The sequence below is a fragment of the Natronorubrum sulfidifaciens JCM 14089 genome, from assembly GCF_000337735.1.
Taxonomy (GTDB): Archaea; Halobacteriota; Halobacteria; order Halobacteriales; family Natrialbaceae; genus Natronorubrum; species Natronorubrum sulfidifaciens.
Map to the genome: position 1 here is coordinate 96756 of NZ_AOHX01000045.1, position 18729 is coordinate 115484.

The following is an 18729-nucleotide window of genomic DNA, read 5'->3' on the forward strand; positions in this document are numbered from 1 at the left end:
CCACAATGACTTTCGATATTTTCGACGGCACAGCGGAGTGGTACAGCACGACGATCACTGGCTATATCATCGCAGCCTCGGCCGTGTCGATCAGCCTGACGGCGGGCATGGCTTTGGGGGTGCTCTGATGTCGGCCGACGATAGCCCACGCCCACAGCCCACCGCCCATGATCTCGAGCTGCCGAGCAACGCGATCGCCCGTCGGTCGTTCATGCGGCGGGTGGGTGTCGGTGCCGCTGCGATCACGGCCGGAACGGCCTCGAGCGGGACCGCGCTCGCCGAAGACGATGACGAGGATTCGTCAAACTGGGATTACGTCAGGGACGGAACGAACGGCGTGTATATGCTCCTGACTGGTCGCTACACGACTCGGGCAATTGCCAACTATCAGGATAAGCAAGACAGTGCTTTGCACGCCGAATTATACCGAGAGGCGGTAATGCTGGAGGATGACAGACAGAACGCCTTTGACAGCATTCAAAATGACCTGAAAATGTTGTCGGGATGGATTCGTGACAACGTCGCTAATGAGGTCGCGAACGTTGCGGCTGCTGGTGGCGATCTCGACGACATGCACGATGCTGTGGAGGACGTCGTCCGCGACAATATCGCAAACACTGAGCAAAACCTGTTCAACGTGTGGGCATCAGATATGCAACAGGTATTTGAGATAATGTATGACTTCTACACCGGCGGCGATTACAGCGGTGATGTTGCTCAAGAGGTGATCTATGCAACAAGCTACGATGGGGACGGTCATCAAACGGACCCATTGGCGGATAACTCCGTGGGCATGGACAATACTGACGGCTTCGTCTTTGCAAAGACCGAGGGTAGTGAGGGCACCGTGCAATCCGATAACCGCAAGGATACTATTGCGATGAGTCCCGAAATCAGTTTGGCTAATGGCGACTCTATATCTCTCCCCGGCGTTGGTTATGCTAATACCGCTCCCATAACGGTACTGTTCCCGTGGGCGTCTGCTGATCCAACTTTTTCGACAGCCGAGGGGTTCAGTGCCCATTCTGACTGGGACGACCTCTATCGGACTGTTGTTGATCGTGATGCTGACGGGAGTATGGTCGGGAGCCGGTCATCTAGCGACAGGGCGATAACGTCGCTGCGTGTCTACCCCGAACCCTACAATGTTGGCGACCCTCATGCAAAGTTGATTGATGCCGAGCAGTTCGTTGATGTGCATCAGAGCTTGCTCGACCTGCTCGAGGAGGAGCTGGCTCACGCCGAGACGATCGTCGATAATCTCGGACAGGCGATGCTCGACGGCGAAGTCAGTTACCACGACGTTGCGTCAGGACAGGCAGTGCTCGATGCCGCCGCCGATCTCGAGGACTGGAACGACGCGGCGATGTTTTTCAGGCAGGTGAACACACCCGAAGGAGAACACGCCGCGGTTGTCGAACTCGAGAGCGGTGTCGAACTGCAAGGCGCACTGTTCTGGACGGCTCCCGATCCCGATCGTGGCCTCCTCATCGGTGAGTGGATCGAACCCGAAGACGAACTCGGCGAGATTCATATGGGCGCGGAAGTCCACAGTCTCGATGAGGACGACGGTGACGGCTGGAACGAGGACTGGGTCGGCACGACAAAGCTCACGGAACCGTTCCGAATCAATGGACTCGACGGCGGGCACGACGGGCCGCTGATGTTTGACGAAACCGAGTTGCCCGATCCGCAAGATACCGAAGCGATGCTCGAGCGAATCCGCGATGCCTACGAGCGCGAGCGAGAGGCAGAGGAGGACGCCGAGATCACGATCAACCTTGACGGTGCTGGCGGTGGTGGCGGTGGCGGCGACCCACTGTTTGACTTCGACAATCCGCTCGATTCAGACGGAGCGCAATACCTCGGTCTCGGTCTTATCGGTGTCGTCGTGCTGGCGGTCATCGGCATCGTGACTGACCTCGTTCCCGGACTGGGTGACTGACCCATGCGACGGATTTTCGTCTTTGCCACGATTGCAGCGGTGGCACTGGCGATGGGCATGGGCTTTGGGCTGGCCGCCGCAGACGAGGACGAGTGGCCGACCGATCTCGACGCCGATCAGGTGCGCGATCTACTCGACGAGGACCGCGACGATGTGCCGGAGGACACGCGGGCGGCGGTGCGCGACTGGACGACCGCGAACCCGAACGCGCTCGAGGACGACGAACGCGATAACGTCCGCGACTGGTTGCGCGACGAGCCGGCGGACGTCGACGCTCCCGACGAGTTCGATGTCGACTTCGGCGGTGGCACATGGATCACCGACTACTCGCTCGAGGACGGCACCGCGACAATTACCTTCCAAACCAGCCGCTACCAGCGAGTGACAGTGTCGGATGCGCTCGAGGGCATCGATCAAGACGGCGCGGTGCAAGTGCCGAGCGAGACCTACGAACTCGAGCGCGGCGAAACGACGATCTCGACAGACGTGCGCGAGATGCGCGGCTCGTCGTCGGTCGGCGTTACAGTTAGCGGAACTACCGTGCGGCTCTCGACAGAGATGGAGGCACCGGAGCAACAGGACGATAACCCGTTCCGGCACTTTGGCGGCGAAAGCGGGCTGTTCAGCGGGATTATCATGACGGTCGGACTGGCGGCCGTCGGCACAGCGTACGTGTTGCGATCCGAAGACAGCGGAGTGATCGAAGCATGAGCGACACGAGCGGTACGTTCGGCGGCTGGAGCGACCGGCTGACGTACATCGCGGCAGAGAGTCAGCTAATCGTCTTCGGTCTGATGGTCTCACTCGGTGCCGCGCTGGTTTTCATCCGGCCGTCGCTGCCGGGTGTGCCACCGATCGCGTACGGCTGGTTCGCGGCGCTGCTCCTGCTCGGGCCACCACTGCTCGCGCTGTTCGTGACGGGAGCCCGAAAGCTCAGACAGCGGCGGATGGTCGAAGTACACCACATCAACGCCGTCGAGGACGTTCGGCGGAAGCTCTACGTCGAACCGAAGGTGTGGGACGAGAAGGTGACCGAAGGCCCGAGCCCATACCGAGTGAACGACGACGAGGCGTTTGAAGTTCGGGAGTTCGACTGGCAGGAAGACACCGAGACGCTGGTCGTCACCGGCTGTTACTTCTCACAGCTGTCGGACTCGAAACTCGTCACGGTGAAAGCGATGCTCGAGGACATCCACGGCGAGCTGGTGGAAACGGCGATCGCCTACAACAAACTTCGCGGTCGAATCTCGAGGATGGGTATCGAGATCGAACGCGACACGATCAACGCACATGCGGAGGCGGACGAGCGCGGGTTGATGACACAGAAGACGAGCGTCAAAGAGCGATTCGAAGCGGCCGAAGACGATGCGACCGAGTGGTCCAGCGACGAGATCAGCGACCTCGGCGAGTACGAACAGGAGTTCGACCCGGCCGACCCTGATCCCGTGACGATTGATCAGGGAGCGATGGGCATGGGCGATGGGCAAGCAGCAACCGACGGAGGACCTGAACGATGATGCCACCGATCGAGCACTACGGATTCAATAGCAACGCACTCGAGAGATATCAAGATCAGTTGTTCGAGGCGATAGCGAAAGCCCCGAACGACGAACGGTATCGCTTGATCGAAGAACGGCTGTGGGACGAAGTGCGAACCATCGAACGGCGGCGAAACGACAACCTTGCGGCCGTGATCGCCGGCCGAAACGGAGGGTCAGAATGAGATACATCCACAACGGCACGGTACGGAATCGAACAGTTGAGCCACCGAAAACGTTCGTCGGCAGCGAGCCGGTCACATCGGCCGGGAGAAACGGGTTCGGGAAGCTGTTGTACAAGCTCCGCAGGGCCGAGAAACCGCTACTCGTCGGTCACGAAAGCGACCGCTGGAGGTGGACCGATGACTGACGACAACGCACTCCACGTCACGGGCGAAGCGCGGGAGTACCAGGAGGGATTCGGTCAGCGAGAGAACCGCGAGATCGCCGATCACGGTGGCATCGTTAGGGACGAATCGATCTCTCGAGCGATGTCGATCCGGTCGATTCACTACGAGCCGACGGCCGCCGATCGGCCCGACAAGATGCCCGGCCAGTGCAAAGACCTCGAGAAACACCGGCAGATCAGGATGGTAGAAGGAACTGAAACCTTCCGCAGAGCGATGGAGAACGGTGATATGCCGACGATCAAGCACCTCGTCGGAGACACGTCGAAACGCGCGGACGTGAGCGGACTGAAGGCGATCGGGAAAGTCGACGAACTCGTGAACGGCCCGGCACCGGTGATCGTCGTCTTGGGCGAGATGGGCGCGGGCAAGACCGACTTCGCCTGCTTGCTCGCACAGCGCTGGCGAGCGCTCCATCAGGACAACTCGCTGCTCGGCACGAACATCCAGAGCTTAGAGGAAAAGAACCGATGGGTCGACGACGACGGTGACGTCCAGGACGGCTGGATCGGTGACTACGGCACTCTCATGGAGTGGGTCGAACAGGACGGTGATCCGCTCAAGCACAGCCAGCGAGACAAGCTATTCATCGGTGACGAGTTTTCGAGTGCCGCCAGCGGCACCGGGAAGCAAGGATACCAGACTCGGCAGAAGATGGCACCGCTGGTCTACAAGATCCGCAAGTACGGCGGTGCACTGATCTACATCGCACACGGCGAGCGCTCGATCCATCCGATGCTCTGGCGCGTTGGGACGATCGTCAAGAAGGTCTCGCGAAAGAAAGCCGTCATCGCTGATTCGATTCGGAATGCCCAACTGGCAGACATCGAGGGCGAGATCGAAGGCGTTCCACCGACGGACTTCCGCTACAACACGAAAGAAGCGAGCGACTGGAGCTGGTCGGATTATGGCGACGAGACCGACGAACTCGCAGCTGACGAGGCGGCGAAGATGACGGCTATTTGGACCGCGATTCGATGCAAAGAAGACGGAATGACGGATCGTGAAACTGCTAAATTCGTGCCCTACAGCCACGGGTGGGTCAATTCCCGGTGGAACGAACACCGCAAGGACGGCAAGCACGTCGAGACACTTGGCAAAGTCGAAGAGGTAATCGCATGACGGCGGCGGGTTGTGTCACCGGTTCTGGTTACGCACCCCCGTTTACAGTAGCTATGGGCGCGGCCCGACAGGGCCGCGTGGCTACGCCCATCGCCTGCGTTCCGTGTGACATAGCTGGCGGAGAAATAAATAAAGGCGCGCGACGAGCGCGTAGGATGTGATCGACATGGCTGTCGCCTTCCGTTATCTTATCGACGTTGCTCGGTTCACTGTTGTCGATCTGGCCCACGAACTACGGATGGATTACGAGCGGGGTGTCTTCTCGAGACAAACGCTCACGATTATCGGTGGCTCGAGCACGGTCGCGATCGCGTCGATCACGACGGCCGCATACGGACTGGGTGTGAGTGCGCTGCTCTTCGCGGCGTTCGTTACCTGGTCGAGTGCTCGAGCCGACCGGCGCTGGCGAGACGAACGGAGGACACCGTGAATCGATCGAAGCGAGCCAACCACTTCGGAACGATCTGCGAAAAGCGCATGGCCCGGAAGCGTCGGTTCGCTCTCGAGCGCGCCAGCTGGCACGACGCTCGATTCCAGAACGGTACGCCAGTCGAGATCAAATCAACGATGCTCGAGCACGCCGACGGCCAGCCAGGGAACTTCAAAGTTTACCGAGCATACCACGAGAAGCTACGGCGGGCGGACGGCTGGTACTGTTTCGTCGTCTACCGTCCCCATGGTCGCAGCGGGTTGACCGTCGTCAAAGACAAGATGGTTCGAGCGGGCGATCTCCCGCTGCTCCGGTGGCACGGTGGCGGCGATCACCGCGGCACACAACAGGCGAAGATCGCAATCGGTGACGTGTTTTAGCTCCCCTCTGTCAATTCTGCTCACGCTTTCTGTGCAGATTCCGCTATTTACGACCCAACAGCGGCCAGTCAAGGCGTTCAAGGCGCTCTTGCTCGCCTACAGGAAGCTATAGAAAAAAGGATAGCAGTCCAACATGGCACAAACCGTCGATATACTTAAGCGATCACTGTTTGGTAGATTCAGAAAAGATGGAGAAATCGGCATTTCTCAGGGATGATAACGCCGTTTCGCCGGTAATTGGAGTTGTGTTACTTGTCGGCATATCTGTTATGACTATGGCTCTTGTCGGCTCTCTCGTTCTTAGTCAGGGAGGGATCGTCCAGCCCACACCAGACATCGACGTGGACTATGTCGAGCAGGAAGATGACAATGTTTCGATGGTCGTCACATCTCTCATCGGCACCTCTTCTCTCGATGAAGATGACTTCGAGATCCGGGTAGACGGACAGGAAGCCTGTGGTGCATGGGACAGTTCCAACGGAGTCGGTGTCGGCGACAGGATGAACATCACAGGATATGCTGATGGTGGTAACTGTGCAGACCTTGATGATACTAGTTCGATTGCTGTGATTCTGGATGAAGGCTCACAGTCGGAATTGCTCAGCACCTATGACGTGAGAGATCAAGACGCTGGCGAAGGCGGAGAAAGCGGAGAAGGCGGGGAAAGCGGAGAAGGCGGGGAAAGCGGAGAAGGCGGGGAAAGCGAAGAAAGCGAAGGCGAATCCACCTTTACTGTCTCCGTGAACAGCTATGACGAGACTGTAACTGAAGGTGAGCAAGTAGTCTTCGACGCGACTATCGAAAACACTGGTGAGGAAACAGACTCTCAGAATATCGAACTAGAGATTGTAAATGACGAAACCGGTGAGTCCGAAGTCATCGACCAGACAGAGGTTGAGCTGTCGAGCGGGCATTCAACGGATATCGAACTAACCTGGGAAACAGACGATGGCGATAGCGGCGAAGATGATCAACGGTCGTATCCGGCGATAGTCAGTAGCGGAGATGATAGCGAGACAGGGTTGGTCGTTCAAGTTGAAGATGACGAGAGTACAAGCGGTGAGCCGGTATCGTTTGAAGTCCTAACAGTGGATGTTAGCGAGTTCGGTAGTCAAGACGATACCGTAGCGATCGATATCGAGTACGAACTAAGCGGTGCACTCGACGATGCCGAAGTCGAAGTCGCTGCGGAAGTTGATTATCACAGCCGTGAGGGGGATGATAACAAAGCAAGCAAAGAGATTCAAGATACTGATGGTACTGTTTTGTTTATCTTAGATGTGGAGAACCACCAGGATGAGATAGATGTCGACGGTGTGATTGACGGCAAGAAATGCAGTGTGACTGGAATCAAGGGCGGTGACAGTGGAGTAGACGTTTGCTGATCTCACCCTAAACCCAAGACCGTACTTTTTACTCGGTTTTTGTGCTGACTTCAGTACTGATCTCAAAGCTCACGGCTCGAGTGCTCAACGTCTCGGCGATTTCCCGGCGCTGCTTGAGCGTGAGATCATCCCGCTCGAGGACCTGCTGAATAGCGCGGACGAAGTGGGGGACATCATCGCAGGCACTGACCACGGCCTTTGTCCTGTTACAGTCGTAGAAGTCAGCTGCTCGCTCGATCGCATCCCGTCGATACGCGTAGTCGCCGTCGGTTCTGATTCGCATGCTCGTACACACGACCCCCGGAATCCTAGTTTTTTCGGCTCACTCAACGGCCCATATCGGCCCAAAATGGGGGTGATCTGTCGGCCCACCGTCGATGAATCCGACTTGAGGGACCGAGCGACTCGCAATATGCACACGGCGTTTCCGATCTCGTGTGCATATTCGGGAAACGGATTCTGTCGACGTGCAACCCCGAGGGGAGAAGAAGATTTAGTCTACCGAACAGAATTTCTTGCCATGGTTACCTATAACCCCCAGACAGGCATTCCGATGATGTTGATACGGGTATTAGATTCTGCCATAGCTACTCACTTACACGTTTCAATGACCCGCAGAACCATATCAAGGTTAACCAGACTACTGAACTGGCAGTAAGACTTATTTCATCATATTTGAGATAGCATTTCATGGTAGACAGACAGTTATTTTCATTGTTAAGACTTACCCGATTACAATTATGCCAACGACCTACGATTTGGTAAGTAAATATGAAGGGAAATACTCGAGGAGTGTCACCAATTCTTGGTATTATTCTGTTGATAGGAGCGGTTGCGATTGCGAGTTTAGGACTATTTGTGGTTGGAGGACACATGATTTCGGAATACGAAAGTGCATCTCAAGATGAGGCGATTGAACAATCATTTGTCGAATTTCGACATTCAATGGAGAGAATAAGCATTAACCAGGACACAGGTGGAGAAATTGAATTAAACGCAGGTGAGGATGGTGCGATTACGAAAGAGAAGTCAGGGAACATCGAGATAGACTATGGAGGAGAGAATCCCATCCGTGAGGATTTCGGAGCTGTCGAATACCATAGTGATGATGGAACTACAATCGCTTTTGAGGGCGGTGCCGTTTTCCGTGAAACGGGGAACGAGACACAGGTCGTTTCTGCACCGCGATTCGACTACGATCCGTCTGAAGGGGATGATGAGAGTCTTAGCTTTTCACTGACGACAATTCACGGTGACGAGACGCTTGGCTCTGGGGACATCTCGATGGATCATGAGAATGTAAATCAGGAAAATACGGTTGCAGATAACACGATTGTAGATATTACACTGACGAGTCAGTATTATCGTGGATGGGAGCAGCACTTCGAAGATGAACTTGGTGAAGACGCGGTCCATGCTGAACCAATCAACGATACGCATGGAGAAGTGACCGCTCTTCTTGGCCAAGTTGAACTGGACTCATACTACGAACAGGCGATCGCAGTGGAAGGGGACTTGGAACTAGATGGGTCGAATGAGGTTATTGGAGATGTGATGTATGGTGGAACGATTACCGGTGAAGAGGACCATCTCGATGGAGAGGCTCACGAAACAGACTCCCTAGATCTCGAAACGATTGATGACGAGATTGATGAGATGGTCAAGGAAAAATCAGATTACGACAGCTTAGATGACGAAATGGAAAACGGAACTGTTACTAGCGGGAAATATTATGGTGAAGAGCTTAGTCTTGATCCAGGCAATGGCGGCGATCCAGGCAATGGCGGCGATCCAGGCAATGGCGGCGATCCAGGCAATGGCGGCGATCCAGGCAATGGCGGNCAATGGCGGCGATCCAGGCAATGGCGGCGATCCAGGCAATGGCGGCGATCCAGGCAATGGCGGCGATCCAGGCAATGGCGGCGATCCAGACAATGGCGGTGATCCAGGTAATAGCGACCTTAAGTTTGATCTTTCAGGAGGAGACACGACAATTGTCGTTAACGGGTCAATTGATTTCGGAAATAATGATATAATTGTCACGAATCACTCCGATGAATATGAACTTCATTTCTATATCACTGGCAACTACGAAATGTCGGGGAACGCAAATATTGATATTGAGGGTAGTGACGAAGAAGATGATTATAAAGCACGTCACCTTCAGATATATGGAACCTCTTCATTTGAAATGACTGGCAATGGTGGGCAAGATTTTATTGGAACTATTTATGCTCCGACAGATGATGGGTCTCGGGAATCATTTAATTTGGGTGGCAACACTCATATCAAAGGTTCGTTAGTTGGTGGTGGATTTGCAGATCCTAATGGGAATCCAACTATTGAGCACGACCCCGCTTTGAAGGGAGTTGAACCAGAGATTGGTGGGACAGAAAAGAAAGTCATTGTCCCTGCACCGGTTACATATGTGAATCTCAATGTACATGATATCGAAGTAGAGAATAGCCGATGACAACCACCGTTCCGTGTCCTTCAAGCGGAGATTCGCGAAGACGTGAAGGAGGGGCTACCGCAGGCAACTTTCGAGGATTCTTAGCGGCTACAGACGCTGAATTTTCAGCGTAGCGGTGCTGTGCGGGGCGGTGTATATTTTGATTCTGTGTCGTTATACACACGCTGGAGCTGACTTTTTCACTTTCACCAGGGTGTATATCGGATGATCGAGAGCTAACGCGTGAATCAGGGGCCATTTTCGGGAGAACCCTACGTCGATCTGGCACCGTACCTTGCCACCTTCGTGACCGTCTCTACTCCCCGTGTGGATAGCGAACAGCGGTTCTACAGCCAAATCCGGATTTGTGCGGTAGGCCGGGGGCGATATGCCCCCGGCCGTTTTACCCCGCCGCCCCAGCGGCACTATACGGTACGGGGGGTTGGCAAGGTGGCTTACCGACAGAACGTGACAGATACCGCTCTACGGCCGCCCAAACACCCGCAAAAGCCGGTTCCAAAGCGAACACACAGCTGCGGAACACTCGAGATCGTCGCGACCTCGAGCATACCCGCGCAAAAAACACACCGCATAGCGGCTGGAATGAAAAGCTACCTGCAGTATTGTAAAAGAAAGGCGACAGAACGATCGAAAACTGGCGGCTTAGACGAATGCTGTTGCTATAGAAAAAGCGAGCCCGTGGCGACGAGCCGACTTAGCCCGTCGCGTTCAGCCAGTCGTAGGCTGAGATCCGGACCTTTACGTCCTGGGCCTCGAGGTCACCGCGTGCGATGAACTGACCGACGTTGGCAGGCGAGTACGGCAGCGTATCGATCGGTCGCCAGTCGTCGCGATCGCGACGATCGGCACGACCGTCGTCGTCACTTTCCTCCAGGTCGTCGTCGTTTTGCTGCTGTCGCTCCTGTCGATCTTCGCGACGTTTGTCAGCGCGCTCGCTCTTGGCTTCCGGCGTGTCGTCTGGATTCACCTCGTCGAGCGCATCGTCGGCAGCGTCTTCGAAGAATCGCGACGAGAAGGCAACCCACGTCTGAACGCCTTGCACCTTCTTGAGAATCCCCGGTTCATCGCTATCCGGATCATCATCAGGGTAGGTGAGCCGACTGACGTGCTTTCGAATTGTACGGTAGGCCCCACCAGTTTCCTCCATCAGCGTCTGGTAGGTGACCGTTCCGTGTCGACGAACAGTGTCGAGAATATCGTACACCAGCTGTGTGTTCGGCTTCGTCACCTCGCGGTAGAGTTCCGGAACCAGCGACTCGTAGTGCTTTCTCAGCCACCAACGCCGGCCTTCCGGATGCTGCCACGTGTACGGCTCAGCGGTCGGCCCACCGAAAACGTCGTCACCGACGAGATCCGTCACGCCGACATCGGCCCACACCAGATGCGAAAGGACGATCTCGCGAAGCGCGCGCATGATGTCGTCCCACTCGTCCCAGTGGTGGTTATCGCCGTTCGGGTTGCCCATCAGCGCGGCTTCGATCTTCGGCTGATCGAACGGGTAGCTCACGGCTTCCGGGTTGTCCGTATAGTACAGTTTCAACAGGATATTCGCATCCAGATCAGGGAAGCCCAGCTGTCGCCAGTCTCGAGTCGTTATCTTCGCCTCGAGCCAGTTGCCGTCGGAAGCGAGCCCGGTCGTATCAACGTCGGCCGCGTGTTCGGCGAGCAAGTCCGCGCTCTGGCGGATAGTGTGAACGAGATCGTCGGTCTTCGCATCGTCACAGCGGACGTGTGTCTCGGCTTTCCAGAACCCTTTGCTCTGTTCACTGATCTCGTCTTCGTCGAGATCGTAGTCGAAGACGTGAGCCACCAGGTCGGCGGCTCGATCGGCGAGCGCCTCGGGGTGCTCGACCCACGTCGTCTGCACGTGAACGAGCGTCCCAGTCCCGAACGGGAGATTCACATCGTTTCCATCGCTGTTGACCATCCCGTCGTACTGTGGCTGGATCTTGAGCGAGAGCGCGTTCAGTGGCGTTTTCGACCACTCGATCTCGCCCTCGTGATCGATCGGCTTCAGCGTCACGTCGTACTTGTAGAACGGCCGGTAGTTCGATCCCTTTCCGCGACCGCCACGCCATCGACTGTCGGTCTGCACGACCGCGTGTGGAACGCCGTCGACGAGATAGTCACGCGAGAGAACGATCCGTTCTTTCTCTTCGGTTGGGTCGACGACGATCTCGTCTTCGTGTGCGTAATGGGCCGCGCGTGCGTGTTGGTAGAGCGATCCGTCGGGGATGTTGCGGTTCTCTCCGGCATCGAACGGAATACGCCCAGCTGGCCGAGAAGCGTCGTTCAGTACGAACTTCCCACCGCCACCGTGGCCGGGCGGTGTCGGATACGTCTTCGACCGTGTTTCGATTCCCTCGTTCCGCGGGAGATCGTAGTCACCGCCCGGAACGACTGTCGGCTCACTCGCCGATCGGGAAGCGTCCGAACTCATGCCGATCCCTCCTCGAGCTTGTTCTCCGCTCGGCGGAGCAGATTCCCGACTGTCCCTGGCCGTCGATCAGTCCGACGAGCGTACTCGCGAACACCAACGCCGTTCTCTCGACACGTCACGTAGGCCTCGCGTTCAGCGTCAGTGAGCACAGAGAGATCCGGCCCAAACTCAACTAGCGATGCCTGCTTACTCGGCACGTTCTCTCACCTCCCGTTTGGGGACCGGCACGTGACGCACGAACTCGTCAGTGAACCAGAGCTCAACGCCGGTCCAGCCATCGTTCATCGCGTTGGCATCGGGGCCACCCGCTCGCGCTGGCATTACGATGTCGTAGGGGTGACGATCGCACCGCCAGCCGAACGTAATGAGTTCGTCGAAGGCAGCAGCGAGAGCGACGTGCTCGAGTTCGGGCTTCTCGATCCGCTGGGAGCCTTTCGACTTCCCGACAGGGTAGCCACATTCAGGACAGACGTGAACGCCCTCGCTATCTCGCGTGGGCTCGCGAACGACTGTCGGCGGCATGAACCCGAACTGTTGCAGGCCCGAACGACTCATCGCGAACCACCGTCCTCGAGCGCACGACGAACATCGTCGTCTGTGGCTTGGTGGGCCGGATGGGCTATGGGCGTTTGACTCCCGACATCGTAGAGCCGACTCGCGGGAACGAACGAGCCCTCACACATCGGCCTCACCTCCGTGACGACCGGGCGATGTCTCTGGATCTGGAATCTGTACGTCTTCGCCAGCTGCCGACCCTCGGCTCAGTCGAGCATAGGTATCACACTCGCCACAGCGATGGGCTCGGTTACTGTTGTCACCGAAAACACGGCAGAAACGGTCTGTAACGTGGGCTCCGCAGTGGGTACACGTTGAGTCGTCAACCGACGGCCACGGCGCGACCGTCATGCAGACCACCCACTCCTAAGGAAGTATCGAGAACGCGAAAAAAGCCGACAGAGGCTTTTTATTTCAGATGGGGTCGGAGGGATTTGAACCCCCGATCGACTGATATCTCCGGTGCGCCTCGGAACTCCAGAGGGTCATCACACGGACACTGATCAGGTGTCCGATCAGTATATCAGTCTGGAGTGTCGTCCCGGGCGCGTTGCCTCTGGAGTCAGTCGCCATCCCTGGCTTGGCCACGACCCCTCGTCATCCAGTTGGGGGATGTTACCTAAAGTGGTTTCGATTCGGAACCGGATTACAGCCACGGGGCACGGCCTTCGGTATCCGTCGAGTCGTCGCCCGGATACGTCTCCGGCTCGGGGGCCTCGACATCCTCGAGTGCGTCCTCGAGGGACGGTTCCTCGTCGCCACCGTCGGCCACCGGGCCGTCCGCGGCCGTGTCCGAGTCGCTCGAGTCTCGCTCGAGTGGGAGGTCGATCGCGAAGACGGCGGCGACGATCAGGGCTGCGAGGGGGGCCTGACCGAATGCCATGCCGAGCATCGACAGCGGCAACAGACCAAGCGCGACGGCGCTGCCAAAGCGGAAACGGTCGATATCCATGTACTCGCGCAGATACGGCCCGCCGAGGGCGACCGCCAGCGCGAAGCCGACGCCAACGCCCGCGGCGAGGACGGCGTTGGCGACGAGTGCGGGATCGTCCATCAGGACGATGGACGCGCCGGAGGGGTCGAAACTCGCGATGAGCCCGAGTCCGATGATGACGACGGGGTTTGGTAGGTAGTCGCCGATCGTCGCGCTCGCGGTTTTGGCCGCGATGGCGAGGATCACCAGCGCCGCAAAGCGGGTGATGATGACGTTGTCGAGGACGCTGCCGATCGCTGGTGCAAGGGCGGCCTGGACGGCCGCCAGCAGTATCAGCGGGATGCCAACGATCAAGACGATCGCCGTCTGTTCACGCGGCGTGCCGGACATTTCGGCGAGGATCACCGCAACGGTGGCGCTACCGCCGAAGATCAACAGCCCGACCTGAATAGCACCGAGCGGATCGTCTAACGCGCCCGCGAGGATCAGCGCCGGGAAGACGCCGTCGATCAGTGGCAACATCATCACCAGCGCCAACAGGCGCGCGTCACCACCGACTAACCGCTCGAGACGGAGTGCAACCGGGTGTTGTGACGTACTCATCGGTCAGGGTCGATGGCCATGACCCGAGGCCGGTGGGTAATAGGGTGGACGATCCCGGAGGGTATGGTGGGCGAGCCACCAGTTCGTCCGATTGCGGCCTCGTGCTGTGAGTTTTGTCTTCTGATTCCCGAATGTAAATTTGGAGGTGGAGTGATGACTCATCCAACCACCGACTCGGGATTCACTGGAACTCACAGCGTACATACTCGGAGAATAGACAGGAGTGTCAATAAACGTTGTGTGGGAAGGGGTTGCATAAGCAGACGTATTTTCGCCACTGACACCCATATCTGCGAGTGAATGTACGGAGTTGTCGTTGAATACCGAAGGGATACTCGCCATCTGGTAGACGACTGTCCGCTTTCCGATCGATCGATGTCGACCCGAGGTGCCGGTCAATCGCCGGCGAACAGGGGGACCATCCCGCACTCGAGCGATCGGTAACCATTGATATCGTGTGCCAACACGAAATCCACCGAATCGGCCGTCGACGGGCGCGTCAACCGTTCACACCCAAATATATCTCGCAACGCTTTTTGCTCGTGGGTTCCGACGGCTTACATGGCGAACGACGTTCCCGAACACGGGATCTATTCCTCGAAACTGGCAGTACCGGAAGCGCTAACGTTCGACGACGTACTCCTTCGGCCAAAGGAGAGTCGCGTCGAACCGGACCAGGCTGATCTCACCTCGCGGGTTTCCAGAAACGTCGAAGTCTCCGTCCCGATCCTTTCGGCGGCGATGGACACCGTGACCGAAAGCGGGATGGCGATCGCGATGGCCCGCCACGGCGGCCTCGGTGTGCTCCACCGAAACATGAACATCGACGAGATGGTCGAGGAGATCGAACGCGTCAAAAGCGCCGACGAACTCATTATCCCCCTCGACTCGGTCGTCACCGCCGATCCCGAGATGAGCGTCCGTGAGGCAGACGAACGGATGGCCCGCAACGGTGTCGGTGGCGCACCCGTCGTCAACACCCGCGGCGAGGTGCTCGGGATTATCTCGAGTACCGACATCCGGCCCCACCTCGAGGTCAACGAGGAGGACCCGGTCACCGCGGCGATGACCGACGAGGTCGTCACGGCACCCGAAGATATCGATCCCCGGGAGGCGTTCGACCTCATGTACGAGCACAAGATCGAGCGCGTGCCGGTCGTCGACGACGAGAACCTGCTGGTCGGGCTCGTGACGATGCAGGGCATCCTCCAACGGCGTGAGTACAAAGAAGCCGTCCGTGATGAAGACGGTCGACTGCGCTGTGGGGTCGCCGTCAGTCCCTTCGAACAGGACCGGGCTGAGGCGGCTGATGAGGCTGGTGCGGACGTGCTGTTTATCGACACCGCCCACGCGCACAACCTGAACGTCATCGACGGCGCTCGAGAGATCAAAGAGGCAGTCGACGCAGACGTCGTCGTCGGCAACGTCGGGACCCGCGAGGCAGCGGAGGATCTCGTTGGCTTCGCGGACGGAATCAAAGTCGGCATCGGCCCCGGGTCGATCTGTACGACGCGTGTCGTCTCGGGTGCCGGGATGCCTCAGATCACCGCCGTCGCACAGGTCGCAGACGTCGCGAGCGAACACGACATTCCCGTGATCGCCGACGGCGGCATTCGCTACTCCGGCGATGCGATCAAGGCGGTTGCCGCTGGCGCAGACGCGGTCATGCTCGGCTCGTACTTCGCTGGCACCGACGAGGCACCCGGCCGCGTCGTCACGATGAACGGGAAGAAGTACAAACAGTACCGCGGCATGGGAAGCGTCGGCGCGATGAAATCAGGCGACAGCGACCGATATCTCAAGGACGAACCCGACGAGGACGACGAGTACGTGCCGGAAGGTGTCGAGGCTGCGACGCCGTACAAAGGCACGCTCAAATCCGAACTCCACCAGCTCGCCGGTGGGATGCAGTCCGGGATGGGGTACGTCGGTGCCGAGACGATCCCCGCGTTCAAAGAGCGCTCGGAGTTCGTCCGCGTCTCCTCGGCCGGCCAGGCAGAGAGCCACGCTCACGACGTCGTCATCACCGACGAAGCGCCGAACTACTCGCCCGACAACAGCTAATCACGCCCCGGTTTGAGTGCCGTCCGCCGGATCTTGCCAGTGGTCGTCGTCGGGAGTTCGTCACGGAACTCGATTTCGCGCGGATACTCGTAGGCCGCCAGCCGATCGCGAACGAACTCGCGAAGTTCGGCCCGTAACTCGTCGGTTGCAGACGCTTCCGATGCGGGTTCGACGGCTGCTTTAATTATCTCACCACGTCGCTCGTCAGGGACACCCACGACACCGACCTGTGCGACGGCCTCGTGGGAGAGCAAAGTTTCCTCGACTTCTCGCGGCGCGACGCGATACCCGCTCGTGATGATGAGGTCGTCGTCTCGAGACCGAAACCAGAGATATCCCTCCTCGTCTCGTTCGGCGAGGTCGCCGGTTCGATGCCAGCGGTCGCCGTCCGGGCCGTCGGAGAGCGTTACTGCATCCGTCTTCGCCGGCTCGTTCCAGTACGACTCGAAAATCACGGGATCGTCACCGCGGCGCACCGCGATTTCACCGACCGCACCCGGGTCGACCCGCTCGCCGGTTTCTGGATCGAGCACCGCGACGTCGTGGCCGGGCACTGGCTTCCCCATACTCCCCGGTTTCGCCGGGAACCACTGCCGGCAGTTCGTGACGAGCAGGTTCGCCTCCGTCTGCCCGTAGAGTTCGTTGACGACAACGCCCTCGAGCGTCTCGTCGGCCCACTCGAGGATTTCCGGGGTGAGCGGTTCGCCGCCGGAACAGATCGATTCGAGCGAGAGGTCATAGCGGCTGGTCGGCTCCTCGACGTCCATCAGCATCCGGATCGCGGTCGGCGGGAGGAAGGCGTTCGTCACGGCTTCGGTCGCCATGAGTTCGAACGCGCGCTCGGCGTCGAACGACCCCATCGGGTAGCCGACGACCGGTTGGCCGTAATGCCAGGCGGGAAAGACAAGATCGCCGAGTGCGCCGATCCAGGCCCAGTCGGCGGGCGTCCAGTAGACGCCGTCGCGCACGTCGTGCTCGAAGTAGAGCTGAAACGCCGGACAGTGGCCGAGCCAGACGCCGTGAGAGTGGAGGACGCCTTTGGGCTCGCCGGTGCTGCCGCTCGTATACATAATAATCGCGGACGTGTCAACGTCGGTGTCGGCAGGCTCGAGCGCCGTCGCCGTCCAGTCGACCGCGGCGTCGAACGGCTCCACGGAGACCCCGTCGGTTCGCTGCTGGACGACAGTCTCGGAACTCGTGTCGTCGACCACGAGAACGGACTCGAGCGCCGGGCAGTCGGGGGCGACCTCGCGGATCGTCTCGCGCTGGCTGGCATCGACGACGGCCACGCGGGCGGCGCTGTCAGTCAGCCGATAGCGGAGCGCATCGTCGCCGAACAACACCGACAGGGGAAGCGAGATCGCTCCTAGCTTCCAGCAGGCGAGATGAGTGAGTACGTTCGCCGGCTTTTGCGGGACGACGACGGCGACACGGTCGCCGTGTTCGATGCCACGTGCCTCGAGTGCGTTTGCGACGGCGTTCGACCGAGCGTCGAGGTCGTCGAACGTGTACGTCGTCCGCGCGCCGTCGTCGGACACCTGCACCAGCGCAGGCTGGTCGCCGTCGTGTTTGCCGACCAGATCAACGGCTGCGTTGAAGCCGTCGGGAACGTCCCACGAAAACGACTCGCGTGCGTCCGCGTGCGTCTCCCCATCAACTGTGACGTAGTACGACATACCATGATGTTTGTCGACATGTCACAAGAAAGAACCGGCGTCATCAGCCACACAGGTCAGCAGTGAACCGGACCGAACGTGACCTCGAGTTACAGTTCGACGCTCGGCGTGGAGAACGCACCTTCGTCGGTTTCGGGATCGTACTCTTCTAAGGCGGCCCGAACGAGTTCGAACACGCCGCGTTTGCTCCAGCGTGCGGTGTTGATATTGAGGTCGTAGAACTCGCGTTCGTCGATATCGATCTCGTAGTAGGACTTGTATCGGCCGGCTTCGCTGACCTCTCGGACGCGCATCTCGGCTTCGGTTTCGATGCGGTCTTCGATACGGGCGAGTCGGACGTCTTCAGGGGCATCCAGCCAGATCCGAAGGTCAGCACGCTCACCGGCGAGCCAGCCAGCAAGCCGGGACTCGAGGATAAACGGCTTGTTCGCCATCCCCCACTCTTCGGCGATCGACTGGAGGCGCTGGTCGATCGCCCGATCGATCTCGTCGGATTCGTCCGCCTTTGCCGTCAGTTGATTGAGTGTCATCTCCTGTTCGTCCGCGATCTCGCGGAAGATGTCGCCCCCGGAGACGTACGGACAGCCCATTGCTTCGGCCAACTGGGTACACAGTGTCGTTGCTCCACATCCCGGCGGTCCGGAGACGGTAATGAAGAGTGTCGTGTCGATCTCGGCCGACGGAGCATCCGTGGACATACACGAATACTCACCGTTCAGTGTAAAAAGATATCCGGCTGTCGCCGCGTGCGAGGCTCGACACCGATCGATGTGTCAT

General features: G+C 58.5%; 20 protein-coding genes and 1 tRNA gene. 12 read left to right on the forward strand and 9 right to left on the reverse strand.

The window, feature by feature from the left end; all coding sequences use genetic code 11:
- Positions 1-5 precede the first annotated feature (5 nt).
- From C495_RS18510 to C495_RS14485, 9 genes are all read left to right on the forward strand, one after another.
- On the forward strand, positions 6-128 hold the full coding sequence (locus C495_RS18510) for a hypothetical protein (RefSeq protein WP_275039972.1): 123 nt from the start codon (positions 6-8) through the stop codon (positions 126-128).
- Complete coding sequence (locus C495_RS17710; protein ID WP_152418916.1) at positions 128-1945, forward strand: hypothetical protein; 1818 nt, start codon at positions 128-130, stop codon at positions 1943-1945. The genes C495_RS18510 and C495_RS17710 overlap by 1 nt, the downstream gene beginning before the upstream one ends.
- Positions 1946-1948: 3 nt before the next feature.
- Positions 1949-2656, forward strand: a complete 708-nt coding sequence (locus C495_RS14450; RefSeq protein WP_008164191.1) for a hypothetical protein — start codon at positions 1949-1951, stop codon at positions 2654-2656.
- The gene (locus C495_RS14455) at positions 2653-3462 is read left to right on the forward strand and encodes a hypothetical protein (RefSeq protein ID WP_008164192.1); all 810 of its coding nucleotides are present in this window, start codon (positions 2653-2655) and stop codon (positions 3460-3462) included. Before C495_RS14450 ends, C495_RS14455 begins: the two co-directional genes overlap by 4 nt.
- Positions 3459-3668, forward strand: coding sequence for a hypothetical protein (locus C495_RS14460; RefSeq protein WP_008164193.1), 210 nt, complete (start codon positions 3459-3461; stop codon positions 3666-3668). The genes C495_RS14455 and C495_RS14460 overlap by 4 nt, the downstream gene beginning before the upstream one ends.
- Positions 3669-3845: 177 nt before the next feature.
- The gene (locus C495_RS14470) at positions 3846-5012 is read left to right on the forward strand and encodes a P-loop NTPase family protein (RefSeq protein WP_008164195.1); all 1167 of its coding nucleotides are present in this window, start codon (positions 3846-3848) and stop codon (positions 5010-5012) included.
- Between the two features lie 166 nt (positions 5013-5178).
- Positions 5179-5442: a hypothetical protein gene (locus C495_RS14475; protein ID WP_008164196.1), complete on the forward strand. Its 264-nt coding sequence runs from the start codon at positions 5179-5181 to the stop codon at positions 5440-5442.
- Positions 5439-5822, forward strand: a complete 384-nt coding sequence (locus tag C495_RS14480) for a hypothetical protein (protein ID WP_008164197.1) — start codon at positions 5439-5441, stop codon at positions 5820-5822. Before C495_RS14475 ends, C495_RS14480 begins: the two co-directional genes overlap by 4 nt.
- Before the next feature lie 188 nt (positions 5823-6010).
- The gene (locus C495_RS14485) at positions 6011-7207 is read left to right on the forward strand and encodes a type IV pilin (protein WP_008164198.1); all 1197 of its coding nucleotides are present in this window, start codon (positions 6011-6013) and stop codon (positions 7205-7207) included.
- Between the two features lie 28 nt (positions 7208-7235).
- On the opposite strand, the gene C495_RS14490 is transcribed toward C495_RS14485, so the two are convergent.
- A complete protein-coding gene (locus C495_RS14490) occupies positions 7236-7490 on the reverse strand; it encodes a DUF7692 domain-containing protein (RefSeq protein WP_008164199.1) in 255 nt (84 codons plus the stop codon).
- A 488-nt stretch (positions 7491-7978) separates the two neighbouring features.
- Here C495_RS14490 and C495_RS18685 point away from each other — a divergent pair, with 488 nt between their 5' ends.
- Positions 7979-9151 (forward strand): DUF7289 family protein, encoded by a 1173-nt coding sequence (locus tag C495_RS18685; protein ID WP_162471209.1) that lies wholly within the window; start codon positions 7979-7981, stop codon positions 9149-9151.
- Positions 9042-9680 (forward strand): DUF7305 domain-containing protein, encoded by a 639-nt coding sequence (locus tag C495_RS18690; RefSeq protein ID WP_161605571.1) that lies wholly within the window; start codon positions 9042-9044, stop codon positions 9678-9680. The genes C495_RS18685 and C495_RS18690 overlap by 110 nt, the downstream gene beginning before the upstream one ends.
- Positions 9681-10374: 694 nt before the next feature.
- Here the strand turns inward: C495_RS18690 and C495_RS14510 are convergent.
- The 6 genes from C495_RS14510 to C495_RS14525 form a co-directional block, all read right to left on the reverse strand.
- Positions 10375-12120: a DUF7845 domain-containing protein gene (locus C495_RS14510; protein WP_008164208.1), complete on the reverse strand. Its 1746-nt coding sequence runs from the start codon at positions 12118-12120 to the stop codon at positions 10375-10377.
- Positions 12117-12317, reverse strand: a complete 201-nt coding sequence (locus C495_RS14515) for an RNA polymerase subunit sigma-24 (protein WP_049890365.1) — start codon at positions 12315-12317, stop codon at positions 12117-12119. The genes C495_RS14510 and C495_RS14515 overlap by 4 nt, the downstream gene beginning before the upstream one ends.
- The gene (locus tag C495_RS14520; protein WP_008164211.1) at positions 12307-12675 is read right to left on the reverse strand and encodes a hypothetical protein; all 369 of its coding nucleotides are present in this window, start codon (positions 12673-12675) and stop codon (positions 12307-12309) included. Before C495_RS14520 ends, C495_RS14515 begins: the two co-directional genes overlap by 11 nt.
- A gap of 120 nt (positions 12676-12795) precedes the next feature.
- Positions 12796-13035: a DUF7563 family protein gene (locus C495_RS18370; protein ID WP_083902493.1), complete on the reverse strand. Its 240-nt coding sequence runs from the start codon at positions 13033-13035 to the stop codon at positions 12796-12798.
- Between the two features lie 59 nt (positions 13036-13094).
- Positions 13095-13269, reverse strand: a tRNA-Trp gene (locus tag C495_RS17720).
- A 52-nt stretch (positions 13270-13321) separates the two neighbouring features.
- Complete coding sequence (locus C495_RS14525; protein ID WP_008164214.1) at positions 13322-14212, reverse strand: DUF5794 domain-containing protein; 891 nt, start codon at positions 14210-14212, stop codon at positions 13322-13324.
- A 561-nt stretch (positions 14213-14773) separates the two neighbouring features.
- On the opposite strand from C495_RS14525, the gene guaB reads away from it, so the two are divergent.
- Positions 14774-16276: an IMP dehydrogenase gene (guaB, locus tag C495_RS14530; RefSeq protein ID WP_008164217.1), complete on the forward strand. Its 1503-nt coding sequence runs from the start codon at positions 14774-14776 to the stop codon at positions 16274-16276.
- Here guaB and C495_RS14535 read toward each other — a convergent pair.
- Positions 16273-17952: an AMP-binding protein gene (locus tag C495_RS14535; RefSeq protein ID WP_008164219.1), complete on the reverse strand. Its 1680-nt coding sequence runs from the start codon at positions 17950-17952 to the stop codon at positions 16273-16275. The genes guaB and C495_RS14535 overlap by 4 nt on opposite strands.
- 89 nt (positions 17953-18041) lie before the next feature.
- Positions 18042-18650 (reverse strand): (d)CMP kinase, encoded by a 609-nt coding sequence (gene cmk / locus C495_RS14540; RefSeq protein WP_008164221.1) that lies wholly within the window; start codon positions 18648-18650, stop codon positions 18042-18044.
- Positions 18651-18729 lie beyond the last annotated feature (79 nt).

Bases quoted from the DNA above. Each gene is read 5' to 3' on its own strand.
- C495_RS18510 (WP_275039972.1), top strand. From the start codon at position 6: ATGACTTTCGATATTTTCGACGGCACAGCGGAGTGGTACAGCACGACG.
- C495_RS17710 (WP_152418916.1), top strand. From the start codon at position 128: ATGTCGGCCGACGATAGCCCACGCCCACAGCCCACCGCCCATGATCTC.
- C495_RS14450 (WP_008164191.1), top strand. From the start codon at position 1,949: ATGCGACGGATTTTCGTCTTTGCCACGATTGCAGCGGTGGCACTGGCG.
- C495_RS14455 (WP_008164192.1), top strand. From the start codon at position 2,653: ATGAGCGACACGAGCGGTACGTTCGGCGGCTGGAGCGACCGGCTGACG.
- C495_RS14460 (WP_008164193.1), top strand. From the start codon at position 3,459: ATGATGCCACCGATCGAGCACTACGGATTCAATAGCAACGCACTCGAG.
- C495_RS14470 (WP_008164195.1), top strand. From the start codon at position 3,846: ATGACTGACGACAACGCACTCCACGTCACGGGCGAAGCGCGGGAGTAC.
- C495_RS14475 (WP_008164196.1), top strand. From the start codon at position 5,179: ATGGCTGTCGCCTTCCGTTATCTTATCGACGTTGCTCGGTTCACTGTT.
- C495_RS14485 (WP_008164198.1), top strand. From the start codon at position 6,011: ATGGAGAAATCGGCATTTCTCAGGGATGATAACGCCGTTTCGCCGGTA.
- C495_RS14490 (WP_008164199.1), bottom strand. From the start codon at position 7,490: ATGCGAATCAGAACCGACGGCGACTACGCGTATCGACGGGATGCGATC.
- C495_RS14510 (WP_008164208.1), bottom strand. From the start codon at position 12,120: ATGAGTTCGGACGCTTCCCGATCGGCGAGTGAGCCGACAGTCGTTCCG.
- C495_RS14520 (WP_008164211.1), bottom strand. From the start codon at position 12,675: ATGAGTCGTTCGGGCCTGCAACAGTTCGGGTTCATGCCGCCGACAGTC.
- C495_RS14525 (WP_008164214.1), bottom strand. From the start codon at position 14,212: ATGAGTACGTCACAACACCCGGTTGCACTCCGTCTCGAGCGGTTAGTC.
- guaB (WP_008164217.1), top strand. From the start codon at position 14,774: ATGGCGAACGACGTTCCCGAACACGGGATCTATTCCTCGAAACTGGCA.
- C495_RS14535 (WP_008164219.1), bottom strand. From the start codon at position 17,952: ATGTCGTACTACGTCACAGTTGATGGGGAGACGCACGCGGACGCACGC.
- cmk (WP_008164221.1), bottom strand. From the start codon at position 18,650: ATGTCCACGGATGCTCCGTCGGCCGAGATCGACACGACACTCTTCATT.